Annotated in this window: 9 protein-coding genes and 1 tRNA gene; 4 read left to right on the top strand and 6 right to left on the bottom strand. The window is 42.6% G+C overall.

From position 1 onward, the window contains the following. The first annotated feature begins 16 nt into the window (after nt 1-16). The 4 genes from argC to clpA all read left to right on the top strand — a co-directional run bounded on the left by argC (nt 17) and on the right by clpA (nt 5,602). Nucleotides 17-1,084, top strand: coding sequence for an N-acetyl-gamma-glutamyl-phosphate reductase (gene argC, locus RT422_RS06160; RefSeq protein WP_313421664.1), 1,068 nt, complete (start codon nt 17-19; stop codon nt 1,082-1,084). Between the two features lie 288 nt (nt 1,085-1,372). Further along, on the top strand, nt 1,373-2,233 hold the full coding sequence (locus RT422_RS06165; RefSeq protein ID WP_284034232.1) for a hypothetical protein: 861 nt from the start codon (nt 1,373-1,375) through the stop codon (nt 2,231-2,233). A gap of 42 nt (nt 2,234-2,275) precedes the next feature. Next, a complete protein-coding gene (locus RT422_RS06170; protein WP_239742729.1) occupies nt 2,276-2,749 on the top strand; it encodes an ATP-dependent Clp protease adaptor ClpS in 474 nt (157 codons plus the stop codon). Nucleotides 2,750-3,142: 393 nt separating this feature from the next. After that, complete coding sequence (gene clpA / locus RT422_RS06175) at nt 3,143-5,602, top strand: ATP-dependent Clp protease ATP-binding subunit ClpA (protein WP_076774081.1); 2,460 nt, start codon at nt 3,143-3,145, stop codon at nt 5,600-5,602. A 107-nt stretch (nt 5,603-5,709) separates the two neighbouring features. Here the strand turns inward: clpA and RT422_RS06180 are convergent, their stop codons facing one another. From RT422_RS06180 to RT422_RS06205, 6 genes are all read right to left on the bottom strand, one after another. After that, on the bottom strand, nt 5,710-6,861 hold the full coding sequence (locus tag RT422_RS06180) for an AAA family ATPase (protein ID WP_239742727.1): 1,152 nt from the start codon (nt 6,859-6,861) through the stop codon (nt 5,710-5,712). 253 nt (nt 6,862-7,114) lie between these two features. Next, nucleotides 7,115-7,199: transfer RNA gene (locus RT422_RS06185), tRNA-Leu, on the bottom strand. Between the two features lie 111 nt (nt 7,200-7,310). After that, the gene (locus RT422_RS06190) at nt 7,311-8,279 is read right to left on the bottom strand and encodes a serine/threonine-protein kinase (protein ID WP_284034231.1); all 969 of its coding nucleotides are present in this window, start codon (nt 8,277-8,279) and stop codon (nt 7,311-7,313) included. Beyond that, nucleotides 8,276-10,048, bottom strand: a complete 1,773-nt coding sequence (locus RT422_RS06195) for a sigma 54-interacting transcriptional regulator (RefSeq protein WP_313421665.1) — start codon at nt 10,046-10,048, stop codon at nt 8,276-8,278. The genes RT422_RS06190 and RT422_RS06195 overlap by 4 nt, the downstream gene beginning before the upstream one ends. 84 nt (nt 10,049-10,132) lie before the next feature. Next, a complete protein-coding gene (locus RT422_RS06200) occupies nt 10,133-11,389 on the bottom strand; it encodes an ATP-binding protein (RefSeq protein WP_313421666.1) in 1,257 nt (418 codons plus the stop codon). 283 nt (nt 11,390-11,672) lie between these two features. After that, on the bottom strand, nt 11,673-13,610 hold the full coding sequence (locus RT422_RS06205) for a TonB-dependent receptor domain-containing protein (RefSeq protein ID WP_284034228.1): 1,938 nt from the start codon (nt 13,608-13,610) through the stop codon (nt 11,673-11,675). Between the last annotated feature and the right edge of the window lie 119 nt (nt 13,611-13,729).

Here is a 13,729-nt window from a genome sequence, read left to right on the forward strand (position 1 = left end):
ATATTAGGAGACGACCATGATCAAAGTAGGTATTGTCGGTGGCACAGGCTACACTGGCGTAGAGCTAATTCGACTATTGAGTCGTCATCCACAGGCACAAGTGACGATGCTGACATCGCGCTCAGAAGCGGGCAGACGCGTCGATGATATGTTTCCAAGTTTGCGGGGCGTGACCGATTTAACATTTTCGGATTTGGATGAAAAAAAATTAGCAGAATGTGATGTGGTATTTTTTGCTACGCCACACGGCGTCGCGATGAAGCATGCCAGATTTTTAACCGAAAATGGCACTAAAGTCATCGATTTGGCGGCAGATTTTCGTTTGCAGTCGCTACAAGATTTTGAAGCTTGGTATAAACTTGAACATACTTGCCCCGATATTTTAAAAGATGCTGTGTATGGGTTACCCGAAGTCAATCGTGATGCCATTGCCAAAGCCAAGGTCATTGGCAACCCAGGTTGTTATCCCACCACAGCGATTTTGGGGTTAAAACCGCTAATCGATGCCCAAAACAGCCAGCAGCAGGCATTGATTGAACCTTGGATTATTATTGATGCCAAATCAGGCGTCTCAGGTGCGGGTCGCCAAGCCAAAATGAATTTGTTATTTAGCGAGACCTCGGATAGTTTTAGCGCCTATGGCGTGGCAGGTCACCGTCACGCTCCAGAGATTACCCAAGGGATTGACCAAATATTGGGTCAAAGCAAGCGCTTTCAGCCGCATGATATCCGCTTTGTACCCCATTTAGTACCCATGATTCGCGGTATGTTTACCACGATTCATGTTCGGTTGACGGCGGCAGGTCAAGCATTGGATTTACAATCCTTATATGAAACCAGCTATCAAAACGAATATTTTGTAGACGTCATGCCAAAAGGGATGTACCCAGATACCCGTAGTGTACGGGGTAGTAACTATTTAAGAATTGCGGTGCAAACACTAGAAAATAGCCCAATGGCGACGATTTTGGTGGTACAAGATAATTTAGTCAAAGGTGCGGCAGGACAAGCCGTGCAAAATATGAACGTGATGTTTGGGCTCGCAGAGCAAACAGGGTTGGCGTTGGTTGCCGTCGTGCCTTAAGTTATTTCTTGAATAAGTTGTTTTCTTAAGCTATTTATGGTTAACCTGTTTAGAAATATTAATGCCATAACAAGCATTGCCTTATTTTTTTAGCCAAAAAAATATGACGCTATGATGAAATGGGCTAACTTTATTATTTTTTCAGTCAATAAATTTAGCTGAATTCATCATAATTTTTGTTTATAATGGGATTCGCTTTAATGGATGTCATATTCATCAACCCTTTTTGAGCTATCATCAGTACTGTGATTATCCATGTTTTGATCGTTTTTCAATTTGAGTATCTCTATGGATTTGCCCGAAGATCATAACTCTTCTCAAACTTTGCCAGAAGCACAACGCAATTATATTACCCAACCCAACAAAATATCTGGGTGGTTGATTGCGTTTGGGGTTAGCTTGTTGTTAGTTGCCATCATTGCACTGGCGTTAGGTCAACGCATTGGTTATCATCGCGGCTTAAGCTTTGCTGCTGAAGAAGCGAAAAAAACCGCCGCAGGTCTTGAAATCTCTGCAGAAAACATCAAATCATTAAAGCTAAAATCCGATACGTTGCAAAGCCAATTAACCACCGCGCAGCAAGAGCGTGATATCAGCTTGGCGAACCTATCAGCACTGCGTACCGATATTCAAGATTTAAAAGTCACTAACTTACAGCTTGAACAAGGTCAGCAATTCTTAACCACGTCGCTTGCCAAAAAAGGCGGTATGAGTTTACAAGTCATCGGGGCAAAAATCGCACCGTTGCCAGAAAATGCCTATGAATACCGCTTTGATGTCGGTATGGTCGATCCGTCAAATCAGCCAAAAAATCTGATTCCAAAATTGACCTTGCTCGATGAAGTTAATATGGTCGAAGTCCCATTGCAACCCAATAGTTATTCGATTCATGGGATTGCAAGAATTCGCGGGCGTTTTTTGATGCCCAAAAACTTTGTACCCAAACAAGTGAAACTTGAATTAACCGCCGGCAACCAAAAAACTGAGCAAGTGTATGATTGGCAACTCGGTCAACCGATTGATAACATGCCATATACGCTTGAAGAAACGCCTGAAGCGGATAAACGACCCGTGAGTTCGACCGACAGCACGCCAGTAGCAAGCACAGCCAATACGCAAAAACCTGCCGCAACGACTGCTGCAAAGTAGTATAATCAATGTTTAATCTAATCTTAGGTAAATGTTCAATTAATGATGCTTCAAACGCTTAATTTTTCTCGTCAATCAGTCGTATCACAGCCAACCACCACGAATATGGATTGGCATCTACCGGCATGGTTGCCAACACAGTCCCCTAAACAGCCACTTAGCCAATCACCAAATTCATTGCCAGCCCGTTTGACCGACATAGAAGGCGAGCCAAATACCGACCCCGTCGAAGATGTGCTATTGGCTGACCCTGAACTTAAAAAACCACAGATGTATGCGGTGGTCATGTATAACGATGACTATACGCCAATGGAATTTGTGGTGGATGTTTTACAAAATCATTTTAAACATACGCTAGATTCAGCTATCAGTATTATGCTTGCCATTCATCACCAAGGCAAAGGAATTGCCGGTATATACCCTAAGGACATCGCAGAAACCAAAGCCCAAGCCGTCAACCGTGAAGCGCGTCAGGCAGGCTATCCGTTACTGAGTCAAATCGAACCACAAGGTTAGTGGCAGTTTGCTATTTAACCCCGTTTTATTTTTGGTGGCACCTCCTTTCTATTTTTTATTCATCATTGAATTTTTTGCCATTTTAAAACCCGCCATTAACTACGTTTTATCACTTGAATTTATTAGCAATGTCATTATATTAAACGTAATGATTTTGATTTTTCCCATTTTGTCATCTTTCATTTTTACTTCCTTTTAACCGAACTTAGCATGATTAGCCAGATATCCATAAGATATTTGGTGCTGAGGTGACGGCAAATGAAACTTGAGAAAACATCAACGCAAATAACCATCAATAGCAATAACGACGTCAAACCAATCAATTAGATAACGCATGATTTTTCAAGTAGGACAAAATCAAAAACCGTCGGTGACAAGTATTAAGGACATCTTATGTTAAGTTTAGAATTACAAAGCACGTTGCGGTTGGTAGTGACACTCGCAAAACAGCGTGCACACGAATATTTAACGGTCGAGCATCTGCTATTGGCACTGTTAGAAAATGAAAATGCGGTAGAAGCCTTGGTGGCTTGTGCAGTCAATGTGGATCAGCTTGGCAAAGATTTGACCCAGTATATTGATGAACATACCCCAACGGTCGATATCAACGAAGATTACTCGCCACAACCAACGCGCAGTTTTGACCGTATCTTGCAGCGTGCGATTTTTCATGTGCAATCGGTTGCCAGCAGCCGTTTGGTAGAAGGTTCAGATTTGCTAGTGTCGATGTTCTCAGAGCATGACACCTACGCGGTATACTTGCTTAAAAAACAAGGGGTTACGCGGCTTGAGTTAACCCAGTACCTATCGCATGGCCAAGACAAAAAAGTACGCGACAAATTAACTAGTGTTGAAACTGAAGAAACGGGTGAAAAAGCTAATAAAGACCCATTGACTGAATTTACCATTAATCTCAATCAAAAAGCCTCTACGGGCGGCACTGATCCGTTAATTGGTCGCCAAGCAGAAATCGAGCGTACCGCGCAGATTTTATGCCGTCGCCGCAAAAATAATCCCCTACTGGTGGGTGACCCAGGGGTGGGTAAAACGTCGATTGCTGAAGGATTGGCATGGCTAATTGTCAATGACAAAGCACCGAAACCATTATCAGGCTGTGTGGTTTATAGTTTAGATATTGGTGCCCTGATTGCCGGTACAAAATACCGCGGTGATTTTGAAAAACGGATGAAAGCGCTATTAGATGCCTTAAAAGCTAAGCCCAATGCGATTTTATTTATTGATGAAATCCATATGATTATCGGCGCAGGCTCATCGATGAGCAGCAATATGGATGTGTCAAATTTAATCAAACCTGCGTTGGCATCAGGTGAGCTGCGTTGTATCGGCTCAACCACCTTTACCGAATACCGCCAAGTGTTTGAAAAAGACCATGCCTTAAGTCGTCGTTTCCAAAAAGTTGATGTTAACGAGCCATCGATTGATGAAACGATTGATATTCTACGCGGTCTGAAAAAACAATATGAGAAATTCCATAACGTAAGTTATACCGATCAGGCGCTACAAAGTGCTGTGCATTTGGCGGTAAAACACATTCACGAACGCTTTTTGCCTGACAAAGCCATTGATGTGATTGATGAAGCGGGTGCATTTGTTCGCCTGCAAAAACAAGCTGAAAATCAGGTTGAATCTAGTGTGGACAGCAATCAATCCGTTGATGCCGTCGCAAATGACAAGCTATCAAATCAGCCTGTGGTGGATGAAGACGCACTTGTCGATGATTTGGATGCTAGCCATGCAGCAGATGGTGTTGTCGAACCTGAAGCTATGTTAAGCGAAGCCGATAATAAAGTAATTGATGCGGCACAACAAGATGGCGAAGTGGTGATTGATGTCCCGCAAATTGAATACATTATCTCAAAAATTGCGCGCATCCCGCCAAAATCAGTCTCAACGGATGACAAATCGGTGCTGCAAAATCTTGAAAGCAACCTAAAACATCTGGTGTTTGGTCAAGATGAAGCCATCAAAAACTTGGCAGATGCCATCAAGTTGTCACGTGCAGGCTTAAAACCAGATGATAAACCGATTGGTTCGTTTATGTTTGCCGGTCCTACGGGTGTCGGTAAAACTGAAGTCAGTCGTCAGTTAGCGAATTTGTTAGGCATTGAGCTGGTTCGTTTTGATATGTCTGAGTATATGGAAGCACATACGGCGTCACGCTTGATTGGGGCACCGCCAGGCTATGTGGGCTTTGATCAGGGTGGTTTATTAACCGAGAAAATCAATCAATTCCCGCATTGTGTACTATTGCTAGATGAGATTGAAAAAGCCCATCCTGATGTATTTAACTTACTGCTTCAAGTGATGGATCATGGCTCGCTCACTGACAATAACGGCCGTACATCAAGCTTTAAACAAGTGATACTGATCATGACCACCAATGTCGGTGCTGATAGCATCAGTCGCAACAGCATGGGCTTTACCAAACAAGACCATAGCCGCGACAATAGTGAAGCGATGAAACGGATGTTTACCCCAGAGTTTCGCAATCGTTTAGATGCCATCATTCAATTTAACCCATTGGATCAAAATGTCATTGTATCTGTGGTTGATAAGTTCTTGGTTGAGCTGCAAGCCCAGCTCGATGACAAAAAAGTGGTGCTTGAAATTGATGATGAGGTCAGAAATTATCTGGCAGAAAAAGGTTACGATCGTCTCATGGGTGCACGCCCAATGAACCGCTTGATTCAAGATGAAATCAAAAAACCATTGGCAGAGCAAATATTATTTGGTGATCTGGTCAATGGCGGTACGGTGTCGATTCGTATGAATGCCGATAAAACAGCGATTGAGCTTGTGCCCATTGATGAAAAGCAAATCGATAATGTTTAGTAATGTCTAGTATAAAAAAAGGAGCCACTGAGCTCCTTTTTTTTATGCCTACTGATGATGTTTAATGACTATATTTAATGACCATCGCTAATGATTATAATTAATGATTATACAAAACCAAATTTGGGTTTTTCTGCTTGTTTCTCTCGATAGGACAGATGATCCATGTTGGTTAGCTCTGCCAATGAGTGCGGTTTATTGACGGTGATAGCTTTATCAATCGATGCCAAAAACGCGTTGGATTTTTTAACGGACAATTCTTTGAATTTATACTCAGCTATCAATCGACCTTTACGCAGCAGCGCGGGGTCAATTTTTGAGATATCGGAGTTAAAGGTACAAATAAACTGACACTCCAACACATCCGACAGCATACCATCAGCAATGTTCAAAATCGCCGATACCACATCGGTATTGGCGTTATCAATGCTACGTTCGGCAATGTAGTTTTCACAGTCTTCAAGCACTAATACCGAGTTTTTATTATCCACCAATAGTGACATAAATTCAGGGTTGGTCAAATACCCAATCATAGTAGTGGGCACAAAGATGAATTTTTTATTAGGCACTTGGCTGGTTAGCCATTTGATATAGTTGGTTTTACCTGAGCCCGCCACGCCATGCAACAGTACCACGCCTTTACCATCGTGATTGAGTGACTCTTTGATATGCTGATGCACAGGCAGAAAATCCTCGTGATACATGGTATCTAAATTGATGGGAAATGGCTTGATACGATGGGTTTTAAACACAAAACCATGGACTTCTTTAAGTAAAATCGATACTTTAGCCTCTTGCGAGACATACTTTTGCAAGTATTCATCAAACACGTTTTTGACACTTGCCGCCGAATGCGGATTGGTCGAAATATAGTAAATACTGACGACTTTTAACAAGCCTGACTCAAAGATGTATTCGTCATAGTCATTTGACAAATCTTCATTGGTGAGCATGAACACTTCATATTTGGGATGAAAATAACAAGCTTCACGCTCATACAATGTATTATTTTTATGCGAATAGGCGACGGTAGTAAAATCGGTGCAACGCTCAAAATCTTTAAGCTGCTCTTTGCGAATCACCATATCATGGTTGCCAACATGCACCCCAGGGAAAATATCATCGAGTAGCGACTCAAAAGGGTTATATTTGCTAGCGTATTGGATGTTGTCTTCAATAAGTTGAACAGTATAGGGCGGCTCAGAGGAGGCGCTGAGCAGCTTTCGCGGCTGGTAATAGGGCGATTGTAAAATTTTCATAGGAATATAGGCTTGTAAAAGGCAGTAGAAAAATTAACATAGTTAGCAATAAACAAGCTAACTATAGAGATGGGGCAGTTAATACTAGATGCAAGCTAAAAAGTAGCTAGTTGGCAATCAGTTAAAAATTTTTTAGCAACACAGTGAGCAACATACGGGCTAACAGTAAGCAATGGTGAGATAAGATAGACAGGAATTTTGGGCATAAAAAAACCTGCGAGAGGCAGGTTAATTTAACTAATACCGATTTGAGTGGTGGGGCTGAAGAGACTCGAACTCTTACACCTCGCGGCGCTGGAACCTAAATCCAGTGCGTCTACCAATTTCGCCACAGCCCCATGAGTTGCCTCAAAGTGTTGACTCAATATTTGTATCAGTGTCTTTGTGGTTGGCTATTATATAGAAAATTTTCGCTTTGGCAAGGGGTTTTTTTAAAAAAATCGTATTTTTTATTGGTTAAGTAAAATTTTTAGCGCATTGATAATATTCGATAAGTCATTAATACGGTTTTCCACACGTTTTGCCAGCAACTTGTCAATAAAAGGCTGGCAAGCTTGGCAAGCAAATTCTGATAACTGATGATTTGGGCATAAAAAAGGCACGGGCTGTTGGCAATGCGCGATTGCCCAATTAGGATAATCATCTGCCATAAAAGGCAGATATCCCATCAATAATTCATACCATATCACCCCCAAGCTATAGTAGTCGCTAAACTTGTCAACAGGCTGTCCTGTGAATTGCTCAGGACTCATGTAGGCGGGTGTACCAGCAGTGTAAGTTTTGCAGTTCAGTGAAGCATTTTTTCCCATAGCATCGCTAACACCAAAATCACTCAAACCAAAATCAATTAACACCACCTCAAGATTGGGTTTTACAATAAAGTTGGCGGGTTTAAGATCCAAATGCATCAGCCCACATTGATGTAAACGGTTGACCACTTGGCAACTATGTAAAAAAATGGTCATTTTTTGCTGAAGACTGAGTATGGGCAATTTAGCATGCGCATACATCAAGGATTTTAACGTCTCCCCTGAATGATAGGACATGACCAGACAGGGACTAACAGATTGCTGCGGCTGCTGTTGGTCAAAGATGAGGGTGTCGGGTAGAACGTTTGAAGCATACAGCGTGGGAATGCCGCTTGTCGCATGGGTGCTGTCTATCGCTAGGCTTTGGCAATGATGAAGGGCGTTAATTTCTTGCTCAAAATGGGCGAGATTGGTTGCGCTAAAGTGAGGTAGTAATTGTTTAACCACAACGGCTGTAGGCGGGGAGTGAGTTGAATACCATACCCCATACCAAAGCTCGGTATGGTTGAGTGGATTTGAAGGTGATAGTGGCTGTAAGTCAGTAACGACCGACTGACAGCCATTTTTTATGATAACCAGTACTTTGTGAATTGACCTTGTCTCAATCATGATGGCTTAACGGGTCTGCCTTCAATCAACTGCTGGTATTTTCGGGTCACGGTATTGCGCCCCCAACCGAGTAGGTCAGCCGCTTGTCCTTTATGCTGAGCAGTATGGGCAAGTGCCACTTCGAGCAAACATTTCTCAAACATCGGATAAGCGGTTTGCAAAATGTCATACTGTCCTTCAGCCAGTGCTTGCTGTGCCCAGACTTGCAGTGGCGTGATCCAATCTGCAGTTGCGCCAGCTTGTGGTGCAGGTAAGGTCGGTACGACCGTCGTAGTAGGCAAAGGCGTTGGTAGCTCACTCGAATGGGGACTGAGATTAACACTGGGGCTGTCACTGCGAGCTGGCAAAGATGACAGATGTTTGCTAGCAGGTGCCTCAAACTGAGTGTCGTGCTGATAGTTATGTGTCTTATGTGTATTGGGCTCACGTGTAGTTATAGGCGTACTATCTTGCGATTCAAACGCTTGTAAAATCTCGGGTGGCAAATCACTGGGCTGAATGGTTTGCCCTGTTGTCATCACACTGAGCCAGCGGCAGGTATTTTCAAGTTGACGCACGTTACCTTGCCAATGATAGCTTTGCAAAATATGCATGGCAGACGGTGTGATGGTTTTGGTCGAGGTATGCATGCTTTTGGCGATATTTTGCATAAAAAAATCGATTAACAGCGGAATGTCTTCGCGGCGCTCACGTAGGGAAGGTAGCGCCAGTCGAATGACATTGAGCCGATAAAACAAATCTTCACGAAACTTGCCTTGCTGCACAAGGGTTTCTAAGTTTTGATGGGTCGCTGCGATGATACGTACATCGACTTTAATGGGTTTGAGACCACCGACACGGTAAAACTCACCATTGGCCAAGACGCGCAGCAAACGCGTCTGCGTTGGTAAAGGCATATCGCCGATTTCATCCAAAAATAAAGTGCCGCCATGCGCCTGCTCAAAACGTCCTTGACGCGTGGTAGTCGCACCCGTAAACGCGCCTTTTTCATGACCAAATAGTTCAGCTTCAATCAAATCATGCGGAATCGCCGCCATATTGAGCGCGATAAATGGTTTGGATTTGCGTGGCGAATGTTCGTGTAAGGCACTGGCAATCAGCTCTTTACCCGTACCTGATTCGCCGGTGATGAGTACTGTCATCGGCATATGCGACAAGCGACCAATCGCACGAAAGACTTTTTGCATGGCAATCGATTGCCCGATGATGCCCGATGGGTTGGTGGGGGCTTTTTCTGGCGCGACTGCTACTTTTTGCGCTGGCGGCTGCTGTGCATCACGAATCAGAGAGTCGTTGTAGTTCTCAGACTTACTGAGCTTTTGTGTTTGGTTTGACTGGCTTTGCAGGCAAGCTTTTTTTACCATGGCAATGGCATCATCTAACTCAAACGGCTTGGGTAAGTAATCAAATGCGCCTGATTGATAGCTATCCACCGCAGACTGCACATCGGCATGCGCGGTCATGATGATGACAGGAATTTGTGCAAAGGCTTGTTTGATTTTACTGCTAAAGTCCAAGCCGTTCATCATCGGCATTCGAATATCGGTGACGATGATGCTTGGTAAGGAGGCACTATTGTCACTCTTCGGTTGACTGTCTTGCCCACTATCTTGTAGCAGCCGCCACGCCGATTGCGCATTGCCAAAGGTTTGCACTTGAAACCCACTATCTGTCAGCGTATCTTCTAAAATCATACGTAACGCTTGGTCGTCATCGATGACCCAAACAATAGGCTCGGTGGTTGGCGTTTTATTATTGGTATAAGTCATATAAAAACCCTATATGGGAAACTGTAGTATTTAAAAATTCATAGCCGATCAGTCATGATGCTGTGGTGTACCACGCTTAAACTATCATTTGGTTATTTGCCGAATTTGCCAAGGTAAAAAAATCGTAAACAGGGTTTCACCTGGCTGAGAGGTCACACTGATTTGCCCTTGATGGCGCTGAATAATGTCATGAGCAAGTGCCAGTCCCAATCCTGTACCATTGGCGCGTCCTGTGACCAAAGGATAAAAAATTTGCGGTAACAACTCACTATCAATGCCCAAGCCATTATCAATAAAATCAACCCGCAAGACGCTTTTATGTCGTATATCGCCAATAGTTTGTTGGTGCTGAATACGGGTCTTTACCGTGATGACAGGCGACACAATGTCGTTTTCATTGAGCGCTTGTATCGCATTATTGACGATATTCATAAATACTTGTACAAGCTGGTCTTTATCAGCGGTGATTTCTGGCAACGATAAATCAAAGTCTCTGACTAGACTAATATTGGGGTTTTGTATTTCTGCCAACGTTAGCACATGCTGCAGGGGCTCATGCACGTTGATTACTTGCCAGTTGGGCAAATTTGGCGCGCCCAGCAATTGGGTCACCAAGTTGTTGAGTCGTCTGGTCTCATCCATGATGATACTCAGATAATTGGCGACCTTTTGCGCCTGGGTGTCGTTAATATAGCGCACAATCCCATCAGATTTCATGATTTGATTAAAATTCTTCTCAAGCAGTTGGCTTGCCCCAAGGATGCCTGCTAAAGGGTTTTTGACCTCGTGTGCCATACTGCGAATCATTTGGCGGGTTATCAAATGTTGGTGATTTTGATATTGTTCTTGTTGAATACGACTTTCGCGATCTTTTGCCCAAATTTCGATCAAATAGAAAAAACCCGCAGCGGTTTCTAATGGGGAAACCCCATAATCGACCAATAATGGTGCACCAATCCCTTGAGTGCTTAGCCCTAAAATGGTGCAATCATGATGGATGAAGGCTTGGTACATTTTTTTGGTATGTTCAAATTGGTTTTGCAGTGCCAATTTGACCTGTGCTTTGGTTTTTTTATGGGTTATCGGGCCATCATCCGTATGCGATTGCTCTGATGCTTGCGTTAGTAATTTTTCATAGTTTGCGGGGGTTAAAATATCGATAACATTTTTATGAAGTAAATGCTGCTGACTGACTGACAAAATCTGCTCTGCCGTCGCATTGATATAGACGCACTCATAGTTGCTGTCAGCGACAATTAACCCCGATAGTAGGTTATTGAACATGTCCTCAAACAGGTTCTGGTTGGATTTAAGACTAGGTAAAAAAGTAGGATGGGTCATTGGATAACTACCACAAATTTGAGCAATGGTTAAAGTGCAATTTAAATGCCAACAACCTATTGGATAATGTTTGGATTATTGTCACAACAGATAAATAATAGAACGATGGGCAGCAAATCAGTCATTGAATATAAAAAAATCACTCATTTATAGCAACGGGTTGTTTGTAGTATGATATATTTTGAACCAAAATAGTGCAAAATTTAAAACTTAATTGCTAAAAAAAGACATATAAAAAAAGGGCATAAAATCTATGCCCTTTGATGTACTGCAGATATAAAAATTAGAACCATTGGTAGGTTAGTGAGATGAAGGAATTAATGCCTTTTTGTCGATAGCCATAAACTGTCTCATAATCTTTATCTGTGAGATTGTTAAGTCGGCTGCTAATGGTTAGGTTGGGACTGACATAATAATTCCCAGTCAGGTTCAACAAGGTGTAGCTGTCTAGAGTTTGTGAATTGTTGGCATCACGATAACGCTCTCCGACGTGTTGTAGCTCCGTTCGAATGTCATATTTTGGCTGTTGATAGCCTAGGTAAACAATACCTTTGTTTTTGGGTTGATAAATTAATTCTTTGCCCGTTTTTTTATCTTCAGTATCTAGATAATCATAACCTAGACCAAATAAAGTATTATTTAACTGCCAGTCACTGGTTAACGAAATACCATTAATATCCGCTTTATCTATATTTTGCATTTGACCTGCATAAGTAAGTGGGTCGGTGGTTACCCAAGCTAATTTATCGGTAAATTTAGATTGGTAGGCTGTTAGGCGTGTGTGTTGATGATGATTGCTGTTTTCAATAAAGATTTCTGCATTTTTGCTGGTTTCAGGTTTTAAGTTGGGATTTTCTGAGCCTGGCCAATACAAATCGTTGAATGTGGGGGCACGAAAATTGGTTGCGTATGATGCACCAATGCGAGTGTTGGGGCTAAGACGATACGCACCGCCCACATTGTAGGTGGTTTTGCTATCAAATTGTGAGTTATCATCGTGACGCACATTTAATTGCACATCATATTTATCTTGAGCGAGCTGATATCCCAAAAACCCACTGTTGATAGTGCGGTGGGTCACGTCATAATCATTAGAGCTATCAACTTCTTGTTTTAAATTCTCATAACCACCGATAAGCTTACCGAGTGGCAACTGATAGCCAAGCTGTATGGTTACTTGTTTCTGAGTCGTATTGATTACATCGTCTAGGCGACCTGTTTGCCAATCTGCACCATCATACGTGGTAGATTTATCATAACTTTGACCATATTTAATATTGGCAGACAGTTTATCTTGTTGATAATCGGCAAAAGCTGAGACAGCCGCGTTTTTTTGGTCAGCATACGCGTTTGGCACTTCTGAACCACTATCAATATCTGTAGTGGATTTTGCAAATAATCCTGTTGCTCCAATTTCAACATTGTCATTGACTTTATGCTTGGCGACCAAACTTGCGTTTTTGGACTCAAAACCGTCTTTGTCAGCATGATGTATGCCGAACTGAGCGTAAGGTTTCGTCGCGTCAATGCCATTGGTCTTTTCATAACCCGTAGAAAGGCTTAAAGTCGTTGCAGAATTAACCAGTTGTCCTGTAATTTGCCCTTTATAGCTGTTTTCTGTGCCACCGCCAACAGTCAATGCGACATTAGACTGTTGGGCGTTTTGACCTTTAGTAAAGACTTGAATCACGCCGCCCATCGCATCTGAGCCATAAAGACTTGAGCCAGAAGCACCATAAACTATTTCTATTCTATCGATTTGGTCGACTGGTAACAGCGATAATGCTGCTCCACCTGCGGTTGCAGAGCTGTAACGAATCCCATCGATTAATACTAAGACTTGACTATTGGAGTAACCACGCAATCTGACACCACTGCTCGCACCATCCCCACCATTTTGAGTAACATATATGCCACCTTGTCCACGAAGTACATCAATCACGCTTTGACCGCGATAACGTTGTAATTGTTCTTCATCAATCACGCTGGTTTGGGCGATGGTATTCTTGACAAGCGTCGGCGTTTTGGTTGCCGTGGTGGTAAAAGTAAGGCTCGGCAACGTCGTTTCAGCTTCGCTAGTAGCAGCGTCGCTAGTCGCCGCATGAGCGCTAACACCAGTCATGGACATGCCAATAATCACCAAAACGCTTTGCGTTATTGGATGGATATTAAAAAATGGCTTTTTGATAAAACGTGGTGATGTCTGACAGGTATAACGCATAACTTGACCCAAAAAAATAGTTTAAAGACACATTGTAGAAAAATATCGTTACATAAGCTATTACTTTTGCTTGGTTATTGCTCATTAAAGCTTGAGAATTTTTCAATAAAAAACCCCTC

The sequence above is a fragment of the Moraxella sp. CTOTU49803 genome, from assembly GCF_032097965.1.
Lineage (GTDB): Bacteria > Pseudomonadota > Gammaproteobacteria > Pseudomonadales > Moraxellaceae > Faucicola > Faucicola tetraodonis.